The 16,992-nt window shown below is 72.6% G+C and carries 19 protein-coding genes; 6 read left to right on the forward strand and 13 right to left on the reverse strand.

The window, feature by feature from the left end:
• Nucleotides 1-43 precede the first annotated feature (43 nt).
• The 4 genes from N8J89_RS23015 to N8J89_RS23030 all read left to right on the forward strand — a co-directional run bounded on the left by N8J89_RS23015 (nucleotide 44) and on the right by N8J89_RS23030 (nucleotide 3,351).
• Entirely contained in the window at nucleotides 44-868 is an 825-nt protein-coding gene (locus N8J89_RS23015) for an SDR family oxidoreductase (RefSeq protein WP_283659066.1), read from the forward strand.
• Between the two features lie 103 nt (nucleotides 869-971).
• Complete coding sequence (gene lpdA / locus N8J89_RS23020) at nucleotides 972-2,375, forward strand: dihydrolipoyl dehydrogenase (protein WP_283659067.1); 1,404 nt, start codon at nucleotides 972-974, stop codon at nucleotides 2,373-2,375.
• 123 nt (nucleotides 2,376-2,498) lie between these two features.
• On the forward strand, nucleotides 2,499-3,155 hold the full coding sequence (locus tag N8J89_RS23025) for a HemK2/MTQ2 family protein methyltransferase (protein ID WP_283659068.1): 657 nt from the start codon (nucleotides 2,499-2,501) through the stop codon (nucleotides 3,153-3,155).
• 13 nt (nucleotides 3,156-3,168) lie between these two features.
• Nucleotides 3,169-3,351 carry a CDGSH iron-sulfur domain-containing protein gene (locus N8J89_RS23030; protein ID WP_283659069.1) on the forward strand — a complete coding sequence of 61 codons (183 nt, stop codon included), beginning with the start codon at nucleotides 3,169-3,171 and terminating at the stop codon, nucleotides 3,349-3,351.
• On the opposite strand, the gene N8J89_RS23035 is transcribed toward N8J89_RS23030, so the two are convergent.
• From N8J89_RS23035 to N8J89_RS23050, 4 genes are read right to left on the reverse strand one after another with little or no spacing between them, the layout of a single operon-like run.
• Entirely contained in the window at nucleotides 3,339-3,974 is a 636-nt protein-coding gene (locus N8J89_RS23035; protein ID WP_283659070.1) for an SRPBCC domain-containing protein, read from the reverse strand. The two genes, N8J89_RS23030 and N8J89_RS23035, sit on opposite strands and share 13 nt — an antisense overlap.
• Nucleotides 3,971-4,321 carry an ArsR/SmtB family transcription factor gene (locus N8J89_RS23040; protein ID WP_283659071.1) on the reverse strand — a complete coding sequence of 117 codons (351 nt, stop codon included), beginning with the start codon at nucleotides 4,319-4,321 and terminating at the stop codon, nucleotides 3,971-3,973. Before N8J89_RS23040 ends, N8J89_RS23035 begins: the two co-directional genes overlap by 4 nt.
• A 39-nt stretch (nucleotides 4,322-4,360) precedes the next feature.
• Entirely contained in the window at nucleotides 4,361-5,341 is a 981-nt protein-coding gene (locus tag N8J89_RS23045; RefSeq protein WP_283659072.1) for an iron-containing redox enzyme family protein, read from the reverse strand.
• Between the two features lie 34 nt (nucleotides 5,342-5,375).
• On the reverse strand, nucleotides 5,376-6,461 hold the full coding sequence (locus tag N8J89_RS23050; protein WP_283659073.1) for a carboxylate-amine ligase: 1,086 nt from the start codon (nucleotides 6,459-6,461) through the stop codon (nucleotides 5,376-5,378).
• Between the two features lie 100 nt (nucleotides 6,462-6,561).
• Here N8J89_RS23050 and N8J89_RS23055 point away from each other — a divergent pair, with 100 nt between their 5' ends.
• Entirely contained in the window at nucleotides 6,562-7,533 is a 972-nt protein-coding gene (locus N8J89_RS23055; protein ID WP_283659074.1) for a TIGR03557 family F420-dependent LLM class oxidoreductase, read from the forward strand.
• Nucleotides 7,534-7,602: 69 nt separating this feature from the next.
• Here N8J89_RS23055 and N8J89_RS23060 read toward each other — a convergent pair whose 3' ends face one another.
• The 8 genes from N8J89_RS23060 to N8J89_RS23095 all read right to left on the reverse strand — a co-directional run bounded on the left by N8J89_RS23060 (nucleotide 7,603) and on the right by N8J89_RS23095 (nucleotide 14,322).
• Nucleotides 7,603-8,100 (reverse strand): hypothetical protein, encoded by a 498-nt coding sequence (locus tag N8J89_RS23060; RefSeq protein ID WP_283659075.1) that lies wholly within the window; start codon nucleotides 8,098-8,100, stop codon nucleotides 7,603-7,605.
• 125 nt (nucleotides 8,101-8,225) lie between these two features.
• Nucleotides 8,226-8,639, reverse strand: a complete 414-nt coding sequence (locus N8J89_RS23065; protein WP_283659076.1) for an SSI family serine proteinase inhibitor — start codon at nucleotides 8,637-8,639, stop codon at nucleotides 8,226-8,228.
• A 112-nt stretch (nucleotides 8,640-8,751) separates the two neighbouring features.
• A complete protein-coding gene (locus N8J89_RS23070) occupies nucleotides 8,752-9,168 on the reverse strand; it encodes a DUF6292 family protein (RefSeq protein WP_283659077.1) in 417 nt (138 codons plus the stop codon).
• A gap of 186 nt (nucleotides 9,169-9,354) precedes the next feature.
• A complete protein-coding gene (locus N8J89_RS23075) occupies nucleotides 9,355-9,738 on the reverse strand; it encodes a peptidase inhibitor family I36 protein (RefSeq protein WP_283659078.1) in 384 nt (127 codons plus the stop codon).
• A 214-nt stretch (nucleotides 9,739-9,952) separates the two neighbouring features.
• Nucleotides 9,953-11,125, reverse strand: coding sequence for a hypothetical protein (locus N8J89_RS23080; RefSeq protein ID WP_283659079.1), 1,173 nt, complete (start codon nucleotides 11,123-11,125; stop codon nucleotides 9,953-9,955).
• Nucleotides 11,126-11,362: 237 nt separating this feature from the next.
• Nucleotides 11,363-12,994 carry an isovaleryl-CoA dehydrogenase gene (locus tag N8J89_RS23085; protein ID WP_283659080.1) on the reverse strand — a complete coding sequence of 544 codons (1,632 nt, stop codon included), beginning with the start codon at nucleotides 12,992-12,994 and terminating at the stop codon, nucleotides 11,363-11,365.
• Entirely contained in the window at nucleotides 12,981-13,589 is a 609-nt protein-coding gene (locus tag N8J89_RS23090) for a TetR/AcrR family transcriptional regulator (protein ID WP_283659081.1), read from the reverse strand. Before N8J89_RS23090 ends, N8J89_RS23085 begins: the two co-directional genes overlap by 14 nt.
• 19 nt (nucleotides 13,590-13,608) lie before the next feature.
• Nucleotides 13,609-14,322 carry an STAS domain-containing protein gene (locus N8J89_RS23095; protein ID WP_283659082.1) on the reverse strand — a complete coding sequence of 238 codons (714 nt, stop codon included), beginning with the start codon at nucleotides 14,320-14,322 and terminating at the stop codon, nucleotides 13,609-13,611.
• A 170-nt stretch (nucleotides 14,323-14,492) separates the two neighbouring features.
• On the opposite strand from N8J89_RS23095, the gene N8J89_RS23100 reads away from it, so the two are divergent.
• Nucleotides 14,493-16,781 (forward strand): ATP-binding protein, encoded by a 2,289-nt coding sequence (locus N8J89_RS23100; RefSeq protein ID WP_283659083.1) that lies wholly within the window; start codon nucleotides 14,493-14,495, stop codon nucleotides 16,779-16,781.
• On the opposite strand, the gene N8J89_RS23105 is transcribed toward N8J89_RS23100, so the two are convergent.
• Complete coding sequence (locus tag N8J89_RS23105) at nucleotides 16,771-16,989, reverse strand: RNA-binding S4 domain-containing protein (RefSeq protein WP_283659084.1); 219 nt, start codon at nucleotides 16,987-16,989, stop codon at nucleotides 16,771-16,773. The genes N8J89_RS23100 and N8J89_RS23105 overlap by 11 nt on opposite strands.
• Nucleotides 16,990-16,992 lie beyond the last annotated feature (3 nt).

Genomic DNA, 16,992 nt, shown 5'->3' on the forward strand with positions numbered 1-16,992 from the left:
GTTCATTTGAGGAAACTGGTTCCCCATCGGAACTATAGCGGGCATGACCTACCTCGTACACGGCGCCACCGGCGCCCAGGGCGGCCCCGTCGCCGAGCTGCTCAAGGCCGCGGGCCAGGACGTCCGCCCGCTCACCCGCGCCCTCGCCGACCTCGACGACACCGCCGCGCTGACCAGCGCCTACGCCGGGGTGGATGCCGCTTTTGTGCACCTGCCGGTCACCCCCGACCCGACCGCCCCCGCACGCTGGACCGAGGCGATCGGCACCGCCGCGCTGGCCGCCGGGGTGCGCCGGGTGGTGATCTCCACCAGCGGCGGCGTGCCCGAGGCGCCCTCCCAGGCCGACCGGATGGCCGCGCTGCACGGGCTGGCCGCGCGGCTGCGCGCGGGCGGGGCGCGGGTCACCGTGCTGGCGCCCCGGTTCTTCCGGGAGAACCTGCTGCTGCCGCCGATCCAGGACCGGCTGCGCGCCGACGGTGTGCTGGCCTACCCGATCCGCGCCGACCAGGTCGTCGCCTGGGCCGGCCACCTGGACGTGGCCGAGGCCGCGGTGGCCGCGCTGACCGGCGCGGACGCGCCCGAGCTGGTCCAACTGGGCCGGCCGCTGACCGGCGCCGAGCTGGCCGAGGGCTTCGCCGCGCACCTCGGCAGGCCGGTGCGCTACGAGCAGCTGACCCCGGAGCGCTTCGCCGAGCTGCTGGCCCCGCTGCTGGGCGCGGGCGCGGCGGCCGGGATCGCCGCCGCCTACGCCGAGCTGGTCACCCTGCCGGGCGCGAGCTTCCCGGCTGACCAGGGCGGCGAGGCCTTGCTGGGCACCGGGATCCGGACCGTCCAGGCCTGGCTGACCGAGCTGGGCGTCCCCGCCTGAGGCAACCGGCGCCGGGTCCACGATCACGAAGTGCAAGAACTCACGCTGCCTGGGACACCTGTCCGGCGGGTCGGCTAGGCCGACCGTGCGTAGGGTGTTGCGGGTGAGTACACATTTCGATGTCGTGGTGCTCGGCGCCGGACCCGGCGGGTACGTCGCGGCAATCCGAGCCGCGCAACTCGGCCTGCGGACCGCGGTCGTCGAGGAGCGCTACTGGGGCGGGGTCTGTCTCAACGTGGGCTGCATCCCGTCGAAGGCGCTGCTGCGCAACGCCGAGCTGGCGCACATCTTCCAGCACGAGGCGCAGGAGTACGGGTTCTCCGTCGAGGGTGGGAAGGTCAGCGTCGACTACGGCGCCGCCTACAGCCGCAGCCGCAAGGTCGCGGACGGGCGGGTCAAGGGCGTGCACTTCCTGATGCGCAAGAACGGCATCACCGAGTTCACCGGCCGGGGCGCGTTCCTGGACGCCAACCGGATGCAGGTCGCGCTGGCCGACGGCGGCACCGAGACGATCAGCTTCGACCACTGCGTCATCGCCGCGGGCGCCTCGCCGCGACTGCTGCCGGGGACCTCGCTGTCGGACCGGGTGGTCACCTACGAGGAGCAGATCCTCGCCGACAGCCTGCCGGGCAGCATCGTGATCGCCGGCGCGGGCGCGATCGGCGTGGAGTTCGCCTACGTGCTGGTCAACTACGGGGTCGACGTCACCATCGTGGAGTACCTGGACCGCCTGGTGCCGCTGGAGGACGAGGAGGTGTCCAAGGAGCTGGCCAAGGCCTACCGCAAGCTGGGCATCACGCTCAAGACCAGCACCAGGGTGGACCGGATCGACGACTCCGGCGACCAGGTCAAGATCGAGGTCACCGGACCGCAGGGCGCGGAGACGCTGCACGCGGACAAGGTGTTGCAGGCCATCGGCTTCGCGCCCAACGTCAACGGCTACGGCCTGGAGAACACCGGCGTCCGGCTCACCGAGCGCGGCGCCATCGACATCGACGGGCGTGGCCGCACCAGCGTGCCGCACATCTACGCCATCGGCGATGTCACCGCCAAGCTGATGCTCGCGCACGCCGCCGAGGCGATGGGCGTGATCGCCGCGGAGACCATCGCGGAGGTGGAGACCATGGAGCTGGACTTCACCATGATCCCGCGCGCCACCTACTGCCAGCCGCAGGTCGCCAGCTTCGGCCTCACCGAGAAGCAGGCCAGGGACGCCGGGCACGAGGTCAAGGTGGCCAAGTTCCCGTTCACCGCCAACGGCAAAGCCCCTGGGCTCAACGACACCCGCGGCTTCGTCAAGCTGATCTCCGACGCCAAGTACGGCGAGCTGCTCGGCGGTCACCTGATCGGGCCCGAGGTCACCGAGCTGCTGCCCGAGCTGACCCTGGCGCAGCAGTGGGACCTGACCGTGCACGAGCTGGCCCGCAACGTGCACGCCCACCCGACCCTGGGCGAGGCGGTCAAGGAGGCCCTGCACGGCCTCGCCGGACACATGATCAACATGTGATCGCGGGGTTCCCCGGGGCCACTTGCGGGTACCGCCCCGGGGAACTCCCCGCCTGGCGCTGATCGTCGCCGCGGCCGCTGAACTGACGCGTTTGGACAGTCCGCGGCGAGGTATTCGGGTGTCGTGGAACTGCTCCGAAGTCTGGGTGTGTACGCGCCGCAGCGCGACACCACGCTGCTGGTCGACGCCATGCTCGCCGCGCCTTTTCCCACCGGGGCGCGGGTCCTGGACGTCGGCACCGGTTCCGGCGCGCTCGCCGAGGCCGCGGCCGTCGCGGGCGCGGCCGAGGTGACCGCGATCGACGTGTCCCGGCGCGCGGTGCTCACCGCCCGGCTACGCACCCTGCGGCACTGGCCGCGGGTGCGGATCCGCCGCGGCGACATGCGCTTCTGCCTGCGCGGCAAGGAGTTCGACCTGGTGCTGGCGAACCCACCGTACGTGCCTGCCGTCCGGCCCGGACTACCGGAGCGAGGTCCGGCCAGAGCCTGGGACGCCGGGCCGGACGGGCGCGCGCTGCTGGACCCGCTGTGCACGCGGGCGCCGGAGCTGTTGGCGCCCAAGGGAACCATGCTGCTCGTGCAGTCGGCCTTGGCCGGCACCGAGGACACCCTGGACCGGCTGCGCGCGGGCGGGCTCAAGGCCGCCGTGGTGGCCAGGGACCGGATTCCCTACGGCCCGGTGCTGCGCGAACGAGCGGAGTGGCTGGTGCGCAACGGTTTCACCGATCCCGGCGAGGACGAGGAGGAGCTGGTGGTGATCCGTGCCGACCGGACCCGATGAGCGACCACGCCGGATGCGCCTGGTGACCGGCGGCCCGCTGCTGGTGGAGGGTCCGGTCGACCTCGAGCTGCCCGACGGCGAGACCCTGCACTGCTCCCGGTTCCAGGTCGCGGTGTGCCTGTGCCGCCGCAGCAAGAGCTATCCGTTGTGCGACACCAGTCATCGTCGCCGGGCGAAGTCCACTCAGGACGGTTGACCGCCCACCGCGGGCGCGAACTGGGCCAGCGACACCTCCACCGCGGCGGCCAGCTGTTCCTCGGTCGCGGTGCCGGAGGCGCGCACGGTCTCCGCCCAGGCCCGCACCGCGCCCGCGGAGAAGTTCTGCGCCTCCAGGGAGTTGGCCGCGGCCACCGGGTCCTCGGACACCTCCCCGGCCAGGTACAGGGCCAGGCCGAGGAACGCGCCGTCCCAGCCGGGTCCGGGGTAGAGCGCGCCCGCGCCACTGCCGGCGAACTCCAGCGGCACCGTGTGTTCCAGCTCCAGCGTGGTGGTCTCCGGCCGCGCTCCCTCGGTCAGGGTCAGCGTGACGAAGCTGATCGGCCCGCCGAAGGTGACCTTGAGCAGCCGGGGCGGTTGACAGGTCAGGATGTCACCGCCCGCGTTGCCCTCCAGCTGGAAGTTCCCGCCCTCGCGCAGATCACCCGAGAGGGGCAGGAACCAGCGGCGCACCCGCTCCGGCTCGGTGATGGCCTCCCACACGTCGGCGACCTCGGCCTGGTAGTCCCGGCGCACGGTGATCGCGACCACCTCGGTCTCCTCCAGCACGCGGTTGCCGACCGCCCGGTGGATCGCGGCCAGCTGCTGGGCGATGTCGATCATGACTTGTCCTTTGTCTCAGCGGTGCGGCGGGCGCGCTTTCCCCTGGCCAGCTCGGTGGCCAGGGCGTCGAGGTGCTGGTGCCAGAACCCGCGGAACTGCTCCAGCCAGCCGTCGACCTCGCGCAGCGGGGCCGGGTCCACCGCGTACAGCCTGCGCGCGCCCTCCGCGCGCACGGTGGTGAACCCGTTGTCCCGCAGCACTTTCAGGTGTTGCGAGACGCCCGGCTGGGAGATGCCGAACTCGGCCCGGATGATCGCGGTCAGTTCCCCTGAGCTCTGCTCACCGGCGGCGAGCAGCTCCAGGATCCGGCGGCGGACCGGGTCGCCCAGTACGTCGAAGGCGTGCACCCCGACATCATCACTGCCGCCGCTTATATAAGTCAATACTTAAATCAGGGAGGTCCGTCCGGTCCGCCAGCAGCCCAGCAGGTGCTCGGCCAGCCGCTGTTCCAGGAACTCGGTGGCCTGCACGCCCAGCACCACGTCGGCGGCCAGTTCCGGTTCACGCGCCAGCAGGTCGCCGAGCACGTCGTGCCGCAGCACCTGCTCGTGCACCGCGTCGGCCTCGATGTGCTCGGTGAAGAACTCCACGCAGGCCGGATCGGCGTTCAGCCGTTCCAGCGCCTGCGCCATCCGGCGGGCACTGGGCGCGGTGGTGATCTCGGCGGCGGCGAAGTGCCCGACCAGCGCGCCGCGCAGCGCCCGGCGCAGCCCGAACAGCGACATCATGTTCACCGGCGCGAGGGCCACCGCGGGCACCCGGTCCAGGTAGGCGAGGTAGCCGGGATCCAGCCCGGCCCCGGTGAGCAGGTCGGCGTAGAGCTGGGAGTGCATGCGGTCGGCGCGGCCGCCGCCGAACTCGTCGAACTCCACCGCGACCAGCGCCGCCTTGGCCTTGCCGCGCAACCTCGGCAGCACCCAGGCGTGCGGGTCGGCTTCCTTGAGGTGGTAGAGCGAGCGGTGTGTGAAGTACTCCCGCACCTGCCACCACTCCCCCTCATCGCGCAGGAAGTGCGAGACCCCGTTGCCCTCCACCGGTTCCACCAGCAGTTCGTCCACTGTGGACCAGACGTCCGCGCCGCCTGCCACCTCGTGGCGCAGCGCGGCCAGGAAGGTCCGCTCCAGCGCGGTGCGGAAGGCGATCATCGCCGGGTCCCACTCCCAGTCCGGGTCGGCCTCGGCGAATCCCTGGTAGTGCAGCTCGTAGAGGGTGTAGAGGGCGAGGTGCAGGTCCTCGCCGAAGGGCTCCGGCGCCCCGGGCGCCGGGAAGGTCGCGGTGCCGGGCTCCTCGCGCAGGATGCGCACCACGGCCGCGGACAGCGGGCCGCGCGGGCGCGGGAGCACCGGGCTCAGGGACACAGCGGTCATCGTCACCTCCCGCGAGTACCCGGATCCGGCCCGCTCAAGCGCGGGTCAGCTCGGCGGCCAGCAGCGCCACCACCGCCCCGGCCCCGTGCGCGGCCGCCGCCCGCTGGCGCTGCGCGCCGGTGCCCTCGGCGAGCACCCGTGCCAGCAGCCGGGTCACCAGCGCCAGATCGCCCGCGGCGACCAGCGCCGGGCGCACCCAGTCGAGCAGTTCGGCCAGCAGCTCGGTGGCGGGCAGCCGCTTCTCGTGCACCGGGTGCACCGCTGGCCCGCTGAGGCCGTAGCGGGCGGCGGACCAGACCGCGGCCGCGCCGACCTGCTCGCGCACCACCGGTTCCGGCCTGCCCCGCTCCACTTCGGACAGTCCGGTGTGGACCAGAGCCCGGCTCAACGCGGCCTGGGCCAGCGCCTCGGCCGCGGTGGGCACCGCGTCGGCGACCCGGAACTCCAGGGTCGGGAAGCGCGGGGACGGGCGCAGCAGCCAGAAGCTCTGCGTGTGGTCGACCAGCGCGCCGCAGTCCACCAGCCGGGCCACCTCGGCGTCGTACTGCTGCGCCGAGCCGAAGGAGGGCGGCAGCCCGGAGCCGGGGAACCGGGACTGGCACACCATCCGCCAGCTCGCGTACCCGGTGTCCCGGCCCGCCCAGAACACCGAGTTGCCGGCGAGCGCGAGCAGGGTCGGCAGCCACGGCCGGAGGTGGTTCATCACCGCGACCGCGGTCTCCCGGTCCGGCACGCCGACGTGCACGTGGCAGCCGGAGACCTGGTAGTCCTCGACGATCCCGGCGTAGCGCCGCCCGATCTCGGCGAACCGCTCCCCCTCGGCCAGCCCCGGCGGCGCGCCGTCGAGCACCGGGGTGCCGGTGGCCAGCAGCAGCAGGCCCTCGGCGCGGGCCGCCGCGTCCAGCTGCCGCCGGGCCGCGAGCAGCTGCCCGCCCAGTTCGGTCAGGTCGGCACACACCCCGGTGGCCGCCTCGACCTGGGTGTCCATCAGTTCGACGTGCAGGTTCCCGGCGGCGGGCGGACCGGCGCGGCGCAGCACCGGCGCGGCCGCCCGGACCGGCCGTCCCGAGGCCGGATCCACCAGCAGGAACTCCTCCTCGACCCCCACGGTCAGCGTCATGCCCCGCAGGTACCCCGTTTGGCGGGCCGTCAAGACCGGGGTTGAGCCGCACCGGTCCGGGTATGTCGGTGGGCGGGCGCGCCGAGGCCGAGGAGGAGACATGCGGTGGGGTTACACGCTGATGACCGAACAGGCCGGACCGGCCCAGCTGGTCCGTGACGCCGAGGCCGCCGAGGGGGCCGGGTTCGACTTCGAGGTGATCAGCGACCACTACTCGCCGTGGCTGGACAGCCAGGGCCACTCCCCGTACGCGTGGAGCGTGCTGGGCGCGGTCACCCAGCGCACCGAGCGGGTCGAGCTGATGACCTACGTGACCTGCCCGCTGATCCGCTACCACCCCGCGGTGGTCGCGCAGAAGGCCGCCACCATCCAGCTGCTCTCGGACAACCGGTTCACCCTGGGCCTGGGTGCCGGTGAGAACCTCAACGAGCACATCACCGCGCAGGGCTGGCCACCGGCGAACATCCGGCACGAGATGCTGGAGGAGGCGGTGCGGATCATCGGCGAGCTCTTCGACGGCGGCTACGTCAACTACGCGGGCAACCACTACCGGGTGGACTCGGCCAAGCTGTGGGACCTGCCCGAGAAGCGCGTCCCGGTGGCGGTCGCGGTCTCCGGCAAGCAGTCCGTGGCCCGCTTCGCGCTGGCCGCCGACGCGATGATCGCGGTGGAACCCGAGGCCGAGCTGTGCGCGACCTGGGACGCCAGCCGTGGCAACCACTCGCCCAGCCGCAAGATCGGCCAGCTGCCGGTGTGCTGGGACGAGGACACCGAGGCCGCGGTGGCACGAGCACACGAGCAGTTCCGCTGGTTCGGCGGCGGCTGGAAGGTCAACGCCGAACTGCCCGGCCCGGCTGGCTTCGCCGGAGCTACCCAGTTCGTGACCAAGGAGGACGTGGCCGCCTCCATCCCCTGCGGCCCGGACGTGCAGCCGATCCTGGACAGCGTGCGGGAGTTCATCGAGGCCGGGTTCACCGATGTCGCGCTGGTGCAGATCGGCGGCGACCACCAGGACGGCTTCCTGCGCTTCGCCGAGTCGGCCTTGCTGCCCGCGCTGCGCGAGCTGGGTTGAGCGGCACGGGGCCCGGGAGATCGTCCCGGGCCCCTCTGTGCGCTGTTCAGTTGGTCAGACCGGGTCGGGTCAGACCAGGAAGGTGCGGTCGAAGGAGCAGTTCAGCACCGGGGTGTTCAGACCGGTGCACTGACGGGGCGCCTGCCGCCAGACCTGGCCCTGGGGCGCGATCAGCGTGGTGGTGTAGCCGAGGATCTGCTCGGCGCCACGGGTCACCGGGGAGTGGGTGGCTGAGCTGACGCCCTGGTAGAGGTAGGCGAACCCGAACCGGGGTCCGGCCTGCTCGACCTGGCGGGTCTCGGAGTAGAGGGTCGCCTGGCCGGTCATGATCACCGGCAGGCCGCAGTTCGTGCGGCCCTGGAACGAGATCCGGACGTTCTGGGTGTCCGAGGGCCACTGCGCCCTCAGCTGGATGGTGCAGATGGTGGCAGCCGAGACACCCTGGGCGCGGACCTGGAACTGGTCGCTGATCACCGTGTCGGGAATCGGGGCGGCATTGGCGGAGACGCCGGCGACCAGCGTGGTCAGGCCGACGAACGCGGCGACTACCAGTGCGCGCAACCGCATGACTTCTTACCTCCGAAATGGGGGTGGACTTGCTAACGGTCACTATTCAGACATGCCGACCGGCTACCGGTCCAGTAATTCCGACTGCGATCAATCGGGGATACCGAGCGTCTGTGTGCAAGCAATTACCGGGGTTGGATGTCGAAAACCGGACCGGTGGATGCGGCGAGTACGCACTGGTTGGGGTAAGTGCGCTGGAATCGAATCGGGCGCCCCTGCCAGTGCCCGCGGGCGGTGGCCGTCACCGGGCGGTAGTCACGCGGGCAGCCGGGATTCGCCGGATCGCCGGGCAACTGGGCGAAGTCACCGTTTGCCCTGGTCAGATCGGCGCAGGCGGCTGCGGCGCGGGGGTGGTCGCCGCCGGGCGGCTGGCAGGTGAGGGTGCGGCGGTGCGCGACCGGGGCCGGTTCCTCACCCTCGGCGATGGTCAGCGTCAGGCGGCTGGACTGAGCCGGTCCGGCATTCACCGGCCCGGCGATCAGCCCGGCCCCGGAAATGGCCGCGAGAACAGCGGCGGTCGCGAACAAGCGTTGGCGCATAGTGTTGCCTCCACACAGAAAACCGACGGGAGCGGTTCTCGCTCCCGTCGGTATACGCGTGGGACAATTCAAAGCTCGCGCCCAGGACGGCGGAACCCACTGAAAGCAGGAGTCAGACCGTTTCGGCGTGTTCCCGGTAGGCGGCCAGCCCCTCGACCAGTCGCGCGCGGGAGGTCGCGCGCAACCGCGGCGGGCCGGGCTGACCGAGCCGGTGCTCCCCGGCGCGCACGTCGTCGAGGAACCCGCGCACCTCGGCCGGTGCGGGCAGCAGGGCGTCGCCGAAGTAGGCCAGGGTGATCAGGTCCTCGCCAGTGCGGGACTCCAGGGCGGCGTACCAGCCCTGGCCTTCGTCCCACAGCAGCGCCAGGTCGAGGCCGGGGAAGCGTTCCAGCCGCCAGTCCAGCGCCAGGTAGGCCGAGGCGGGCGACTCGGGGTCGATCGTGCAGGATTCAAGGCCGATACCGAGCAGTCGCGCCACTTCCGCGATGTAACCCTGCAGGCCGCGCGCGAAGGCGTGTTCGGTATCCATCACCGCACCCGTCATGGCCCCCTCTTTCCATTTGTGGCTCATAGTTCGTGCCAGAGGGATTCACCGGATGCCCGTACCGCAAACTCTTGCAGGACAAGATTCTTGGGTGGTGTGGATCACCGTTGGTGCCGGCGGTCGGCGCGGCCGCCGGCACCGGTGACCCGGTTCTTCGGTGGAGCCTGCGGATCAGTACACGTAGACGCTGTTGGCCGCGATGTCGATCGAGGAGTCACCGCTGCCGGGGCTGATCGGGTAGGGCCGCCCGGTGCAGTCCCGGCTGGTGAACAGGGACGCGGTGCGCGAGCCGTTGTTGAAGCCGGACTTGGCCCGGCCCTCACCCCACTTGTGGTCGAACAGGTTGACGCAGGTGCCACGCTCGGGGTCGAGCGCCCGCACGTTGAACGGGTTGCCCTGGAAGTTCTCCTGGTCCCACAGGCACAAGGCGCCGGAGTGCGGACAGGGCGAGGCGGGCGCCGCCGCGGCGGTGCCGGCCAGCGCGGAACCGGCCAGCGCGGTCACCGCGAACGCGGTGAGGACCAGCCGGGCGGTACGGGAAACGGACTTGCGCACGACAACCTCCAGACACGGCCCCGGTCCAGGGACACCGGCGGCCGCCCCCGGACCGAGGAGTGGATACCTCGGTGGTGAGTCCTCGGTTGCGAGGACGAGGGCAGGAAGCACCGCGACCCCCGCCCCGGCCCACGCCGCGGAAAGGGCTTGCAGTCCCCCAGGACCTCACCACAGAGCCTGGCACGAACCGGACGTCCCGTCCATGCCCGGAGAGTTAAGCACCGAAGTGGACGAATGGCCCCCAGACCGCGATGAACAGGCCGTGACGGTGCGCGGCGCCAACGACCTGGGCGAGTGAGCAGGCGTCCGGGACGCCGACCAGAGCGCGGTGGAGGTGGGCGAGCAGGTCGGCGGTGTGGGCGGGGTCGGGCAGGGGCCAGAGCGCGCCGAGAACGGGGAGGGTGTCGAAGGCGGCCAGGCGTCCCCCGGAGAGGATGACGAGGGGGTCCGCGGAGGGTCCCGGGGACGGCTGATGTTCCAGGAACGGCTCGCGTTCCAGGGGCGGCTGGCGATCCAGGGACAGCTGGCGGTCCAAGGGTGGCTCGCGATCCAGGGACGGCTGCCAGCCTGACCGTGGTTGCGGTCCCAGGGACGGATCGCGATCTCCGGACGGGTGGCGATCCGGGGACAGCTCACGATCCGGGGACAGCTCGCGATCCAGGGACGGCTGGCGATCCAGGGACGGCTGGCGATCTGGGAGCAGCTCGCGATCCGGGAAGAGCTGGCGATCCAGGGACGGCTGCCGGTCCGAAGGGGGTTGCGGTCCCGGGGACGCGGGGCGGTGGCCGAGCAGGACCGTGCTGCGCCACGGCTCGTCCGCGTCCATGATCCCGTGGCAGGTCCGCCGCTCACCCACCCCACCGCGCACACCGTCCCGCACCCCATCCCGCGTACCGTCCCGCAACCCACCCGCCGCCCCCTCCCCCAGCGACACCGGCAGCATCGCCGGGGCGTGCACCGGCACCCGCACCGACAGGTCCAGCAGCACGCACGCCGGTGTCCCCTCGACCAGCGCCGTGTGCAACGGCAGGTACAGGATCTCGCCGACCGGGGCCAGTTCCACCTTGGTGCCGCGCAGGTCCGGCCACTCGGTCAGGATCGGGGTCCAGATCAGGTGGCCGGTGGTGGTCAGGGACTCGGTGAGCAGGCGGATCCGGGTGGCGGCGTCCAGGGGCGCGGGGCCGGTTGCCTTGGCCAGGGTCTGGACGGCGGCGGTGACCTCGGGGGTGCTCAGCCCCGGGAGCTCCAGGGTGCCGGTGATGGCGCCGGTGTCGCCGCCCACGGCCTGCCGGACGGCGACGCCCGCGTGCGGGCCCGCCATCAGGTAGAGCAGGGTGCGCTGTGCCGGTTCGGCGAGCGTGGCCCGCCCCGGCCGGAACCAGGACAAGCCGGTTCCCCCTCACCACAAGTGTCCACTGTGGACCAGGTCGTGTCCCGTGGATCTCGTGCGATCCACGGGACCCGACCTAGCACAGTCTCCGGTCGCTGACTGCCGTCAGCATCGGTGAGAGCGTCCGCGGTCCGCGACGGCCGGATGCCCGATCGGTATCTGCCGCGGGGTTTCCTGCCCTCTCCGCCGCCCCATCGGGCAGCGCGTTCACCTGTCCGGACTCGCCCGTTCCGCTCAAGAGCGCACGGTGCGGCCCCGGTCGATGATCGCCTTGAGGTCCAGGCCCGGCGGCAGGGTGCCGAAGGCCACGCCCCAGTCGCCGGCCAGCCTGCTGGCGCAGAAGGCCTCGGCGACCGCGGGGTTGCCGTGGCGGAGGAGCTGCACGCCTTGCAGCAGCAGTGCCATCCGTTCCACCACGCGGCGGGCGCGGGCCTCGATGTCGGTGAGGTCGCTCAACTCGGCGCGCACCTTCGCCGCGAAGGCGTCCAGCCTCGGGTCCAGGCCGCGGGCGGTGTCCACCTCGGCGAAGTAGGCCCGCACGGTCTCCGGCTGGCGGCCCATGGCGCGCAGGGCGTCCAGGGCGGCCACGTTGCCGGAGCCCTCCCAGATCGACATCAGCGGGGCCTCGCGGTAGAGCCTGGGCATGCCGGACTCCTCCACGTAGCCGTTGCCGCCCAGGCATTCCAGCGCCTCGGCCGCGTGCGCGGGGCCGCGTTTGCACAGCCAGTACTTCGACACCGCCAGGCCGATCCGGCGGAACAGCGCCTCCTGCTCGTCGCCGCGCTGGGCGCGGTCGGTGGCCCCGGCCAGGCGCATCGCCATGGTGGTGGCGGCCTCGGACTCGATCACCAGGTCGGCCAGCACGGTGGCCATCAGCGGCTGGTCGACCAGGGCTTTGCCGAAGGCCCAGCGGTGGGTGGCGTGGTGCACCGCCTGCACCACCCCGGCGCGCATCCCGGCCGCCGAGCCCAGACAGCAGTCCAGCCGGGTCATGTTGACCATCTCGATGATGGTGCGGACCCCGCGGCCCTCCTCGCCGACCAGGTAGCCCACCGCGTCCTCGTACTCGATCTCGGCGGAGGCGTTGGACTTGTTGCCCAGCTTGTCCTTCAGCCGCTGCAGCCGGATCCGGTTGCGGGTGCCGTCGGGCAGCACCCTGGGCAGCAGGAAGCAGGACAGGCCACCGGGCGCCTGGGCCAGGGTGAGGAACACATCCGACATCGGCGCGCTGGTGAACCACTTGTGCCCCACCAGGGTGTACGCGCCGTCGCCGATGGGAGTGGCGCTGGTGGTGTTGGCCCTGACGTCGGAGCCACCCTGCTTCTCCGTCATCGACATGCCCGCGATCAGCCCGCGCTTGCCCGAGGGCTCGCGCAGCCCGAAGTCGTACTCCGTGGCGGCGAGCAGCGGTTCGTAGCGCGTGGCCAGCTCGGGGGTGGCGCGCAACGCGGGCACGGCGGCGTAGGTCATCGAGATCGGGCAGCTGTGGCCCGGCTCGACCTGGCCCCAGGCGAAGAACTTGGCCGCGCGGGCCACGTGCGCGCCCGACCGCGTGTCCCGCCAGGGCGCGGCGTGCAGGCCGTGGCCGACCGCGACCGTCATCAGCTGGTGCCAGGCCGGGTGGAACTCGACCTCGTCGATCCGGTGCCCGTACCGGTCGTGCGTGCGCAGCACCGGCGGGTGGTCATTGGCCTGCCGGCCCCACTCCTGGGCCTGCCCGCTGCCGGCCAGGCGGCCCAGCTCGTGCAACTCGGGCTCGGCCCAGCCCGCGCCTTCCCGGTGCAGCGCCTCCACCAGGGCCGGGTCGGCGGCGACGTCGTGGTCGAGCAGCGGGGGGACCTGGTTGGTGACCTCATGGGTGGGCATCGTGGGCTCCGATCGCGCGCAGGCAGAAGGAGATCAGGTTCGGGATGGTGTCCGGGTCGGCGTGCCCGGCGGCGAGTGGGCCGATCAGCACCTCGCCGACCGCGCCGACCAGCGCGGCCGCGGTGACCGCCGGGTTCTGCGGTGGCAGCTCGCCCCGTTCGACCGCGGTGGCCAGCACGCCGGAGACCAGGTCGCGGAAGGCGACGCGGAAGCGCAGGCGCTCGCGTTCCACCGCGGCGTCGATGGGTTCGGCCAGCAGCGCGTAGGCCAGCCGGGGCGACTTCAGCGCGCGCCCGGCGAAGGTCTCCACCACCGCGACCACCCCGGCCCGGTGGTCCGGCGCGGCGGCCACGGCCTGGGCGACCGCGGCCACCTCGTGCCCGACCACCACCCGGAACGCCTCGGCCAGCAGGTCGGCCTTGTTCGGGAAGTGCAGGTACACCGAACCGGCCGCGACCCCGGCCCGCCTGGCCACGGCCGCGATCGAGCAACCGGCGTACCCGGCCTCGGCCAGCAGCTCCCTGGTCGCGCCCAGCACCCGGTCCCTGGTCGCGGCGCGGCGCGCGTCGACCGAAGGCGTGCGGCGGTACGGCATACAAGGAGTGAACCGCGATTCAGTCCTTCATGCAAGCCAGTCCCAGCGAGGTCCACAGCACCACCGCGCCGTCGCCGGTCGGGGTGTGCCCGGAGACCGAGTCCCGCCAGGCCGGCACGGCCAGCGCGCTGCCGCCGCGCAGCAGCCCGCGCACCGAGACCACCATCCGCTGCACGTCGGTCCAGAACTGCAAGGTCACGCACTCACCCCGCTCGGCGGCGGTGTGCGCGACCAGGTCGGCGGCCACCGGCGGCAGCACCTCGGTCAGGCCGGGCAGCCGCCAGCTCTGGCAGATCTGCTCGGCGGCGGCCCTGGCCAGCAGCTCGCCGGAGGGCGAGGCCGGCACCGGCAGGCGTAGTCGCCGCCCGCGCGGACCGGTGTCCAGCGCGGCCATCGCCTCGGCCACGCTCTGGCAGGCCAGCACCCGTTCCGGCAGCCGCACCGCGGCGAAGATCAACCGCACCGAGGGGCTGGTGATGGCCAGCAGCACCGGCACCCCCGGCCAGTCGGCGACCTCGGCCGCGACCACGTCGAAGACCACCAGCAGCGCGGGCGAGGCGACCTTGATCTCGCCCAGCTCCACGATGATCGCCTTGGGCCGCTCCACCGCCAGGCCGAGCAGCAGCTGCCGCACCTCGTAACACGCGATCCGGTCCAGCTCGCCCGCCAGTCCGACGACCCGTACCCGCGCCTCGTCCCGAACCTCGACATCCAGAAAACCGGTGCCGTCCACCGGGCGCCTCCTACCGAGTTGCCCTTCGCTGGGTACCGGAAGCGTCACACGGCGTGCTCTACCGGCACATCGGGAGTACTACTGCTTTTTGTGTTATTTGCAGTTTGCATGTGTCTGTAACCATCCCCAGCAAGATGATCATCTACGGAGAGTGCCGTAATGTGCACGCAATGGCTTCGGCGGCACCAGGCAACCTGCCGGTCGAGATGAGCTCCTTCATCGACCGGGCCACGGAGACCGCACGGGCCCGCAGGCTGCTGCTCGACCACCGGCTGGTCACCCTGACCGGGCCGGGCGGGGTGGGCAAGAGCAGGCTGGCCGCGCGGGTGGCCGGGCAGTCCCGGCGGGCCTTCCCGGACGGGGTGTGGCACGTGGAGCTGGCCGCGCTGGACGATCCCGGCCTGCTCGCCCAGACCGTGGCCGACCGCCTCGGCGCCACCGAGCGCTCGTCCCGGCCGCCGATGGCCGCGATGCGGGAGTTCCTGCGCGAGCGGCGGGTGCTGCTGGTGCTGGACAACTGCGAGCACCTGGTGGCCGCCTGCGCCGAGCTGGTCGGCGCGCTGCTGCCGCACGCCCCCGGCCTGACCGTGCTGACCACCGGCCGCCAGGCCCTGGGCATCGGCGGGGAGCACCTGCTGCCGGTGCCGCCGCTGGACGTGCCACCCACCGGCAGGCGGCTGACCCTGGAGGAGCTGCGCGGCTTCAGCTCGGTCCGGTTGCTGCTGGCCCGCGGCGGACTCAGCGTGGACGGCCGCAACCGGGAGCCGATCGCCCAGCTCTGCCGCCGCCTGGAGGGCATCCCGCTGGCCATCGAGCTGGCCGCCGCCCAGCTGCCCGGCAGCGGGCCGGAGGACCTGCTGGCGGAGTTCGAGCAGCGGTTCGACCTGCTGCTCTGCGCGAGCACCTCGGTGCCCCGGCAGCAGACCATGCGGGCCACCGTGGAGTGGAGCTTCGGCCTGTGCTCCCCGGCCGAGCGGATCCTGTGGGAGCGGCTGTCGGTGTGCGTCGGCGGGTTCGACCTGGCCGCCGCCGAGGAGATCGCCACCGGCGAGGACCTGACCCGCGGCCAGGTGCTGGACGCGCTGACCGGGCTGGTGGACAAGTCGGTGGTCAGCCGGGTCGAGGGCGAGGGCACGGCCAGGTACCGGATGCTGGAGACCATCCGCCAGTACGGCCGGGACCGGTTGATCGGCCAGGGCCGGCTGCTCCGCTGGCGGCGCCGGCACCGGGACCACTACCTGCGGCTGGCGATCGCTTTCGACCGGGGCTGGCACGGACCGGAGCAGGCGCGCTGGAGCAGGCGCTGCGACGCCGAGCTGGGCAACCTGCGGGCCGCGCTGGAGTTCAGCCTGGCCGAGCCCGGCGGCGCGCAGGTGGCGCTGCGGCTGGTCACCGCGCTCAACTGGTACTGGGCGGTGTGCGGGGCCACCGAGGAGGGCCAGCTGTGGCTGACCCGCGCGCTGGGCGCCGCCCCGGAGCCGACCGAGCTGCGGGCCACCGCGCTGTGGGTGACCGCGCAGGTCGCGGCGGTGCGCGGGGACCTGGCCACCATGCACGCCGCGGTGCTGGAGTGCGAGGAACTGGCCCGCGAGCTGGGCTCGGCGCGCGTGCTGGCCTACGCGGTGCAGTACCGGGCCACTTGGGTCATGTACGCCGGCGACACCAGCGCCGGGGTCACGCTCTACCAGGAGGCGATCGAGCGCCAGCTCGACGTCGGCGACCAGCTGGGCGCGAGCTTGGCGATGGTGCAGCAGGCGCTGTGCCACTGCCTGCGCGCTGACCCGGCGCAGCAGGACCTGGTGCACGCGGTGGCGCGCTGCGAGGAGGCGATCGCGATCGCGGAGCCCACGGGCGAGGTGTGGATCCGCACCTGGGCGCAGACGCTGACCGGGCTGGCGCACTGGCTGGACGGGCAACCCGCGGCGGCGCTGCCGTTGCTGCTGGAGAGCATCCGGGGCAAGCGCAGCTTCGCCGACCGCGCCGGCCTCGGCCTGACCCTGGAGGTCCTGTCCTGGGCCTTCGCCGCGCAGGGGCGGCACACCGCGGCGGCCTGCCTGACCGGCGCGGTGGAGTCGGTGCTGACCCCGGTGGGCACCAGCTTCTTCAGCGCCGACGCGATAGCCCGGCACCGGGCCGAGACGACCGCGCGGATCCGCCAGGCCCTCTCCGCCGGCGCGTTCGAGGCCGCGCGGCGGCGCGGGCTGCGCTTCGACCTGGACCAGGCGGTGACCTACGCCGAGGCCGAGCTGGTCGCCCCGGCCGTGCCGAGCACGCTGACCCGGCGGCAGCTGGAGGTGGCCCACCTGGTGGCGCGGGGGTTGAGCAACAAGGAGATCGCCCGCGAGCTGACCATCGCCCAGCGCACCGCGGAGGCGCACCTGGAGCACATCCTGGCCCGGCTCGGGCTGCGGTCCAGGGCGCAGGTGGCGGCCTGGGTGGCCGAGCAGCTCAGGCCGTGACCAACCTGGCCTTCTCCTCGCCCACCGCGACCACGTCGCCGTCGCGCAGCTGGGCGCCGCGCCGGGTCTCCACCCGCCCGTTCACGGTGACCTCTTCCTCCTCGATCAGCGACTTCGCCTGCCCGCCGTCCTCGGCCAGCCCGGCCAGCTTGAGGAACTGACCGAGCCGGATCATGTCGTCGGTGATCTCCACCGTGCGGATGCCCATGGC

The sequence above is a fragment of the Crossiella sp. CA-258035 genome (assembly GCF_030064675.1).
Taxonomy (GTDB): domain Bacteria; phylum Actinomycetota; class Actinomycetes; order Mycobacteriales; family Pseudonocardiaceae; genus Crossiella.

Coding starts and splice junctions, on each gene's coding strand:
- N8J89_RS23015 (WP_283659066.1), top strand. CDS start 44: ATGACCTACCTCGTACACGGCGCCACCGGCGCCCAGGGCGGCCCCGTC.
- N8J89_RS23090 (WP_283659081.1), bottom strand. CDS start 13,589: ATGCCGTACCGCCGCACGCCTTCGGTCGACGCGCGCCGCGCCGCGACC.
- N8J89_RS23050 (WP_283659073.1), bottom strand. CDS start 6,461: ATGACGCTGACCGTGGGGGTCGAGGAGGAGTTCCTGCTGGTGGATCCG.
- N8J89_RS23085 (WP_283659080.1), bottom strand. CDS start 12,994: ATGCCCACCCATGAGGTCACCAACCAGGTCCCCCCGCTGCTCGACCAC.
- N8J89_RS23070 (WP_283659077.1), bottom strand. CDS start 9,168: ATGGATACCGAACACGCCTTCGCGCGCGGCCTGCAGGGTTACATCGCG.
- N8J89_RS23105 (WP_283659084.1), bottom strand. CDS start 16,989: ATGGGCATCCGCACGGTGGAGATCACCGACGACATGATCCGGCTCGGT.
- N8J89_RS23035 (WP_283659070.1), bottom strand. CDS start 3,974: ATGATCGACATCGCCCAGCAGCTGGCCGCGATCCACCGGGCGGTCGGC.
- N8J89_RS23100 (WP_283659083.1), top strand. CDS start 14,493: ATGGCTTCGGCGGCACCAGGCAACCTGCCGGTCGAGATGAGCTCCTTC.
- N8J89_RS23060 (WP_283659075.1), bottom strand. CDS start 8,100: ATGCGGTTGCGCGCACTGGTAGTCGCCGCGTTCGTCGGCCTGACCACG.
- N8J89_RS23065 (WP_283659076.1), bottom strand. CDS start 8,639: ATGCGCCAACGCTTGTTCGCGACCGCCGCTGTTCTCGCGGCCATTTCC.
- N8J89_RS23030 (WP_283659069.1), top strand. CDS start 3,169: ATGCGCCTGGTGACCGGCGGCCCGCTGCTGGTGGAGGGTCCGGTCGAC.
- N8J89_RS23055 (WP_283659074.1), top strand. CDS start 6,562: ATGCGGTGGGGTTACACGCTGATGACCGAACAGGCCGGACCGGCCCAG.
- N8J89_RS23045 (WP_283659072.1), bottom strand. CDS start 5,341: ATGACCGCTGTGTCCCTGAGCCCGGTGCTCCCGCGCCCGCGCGGCCCG.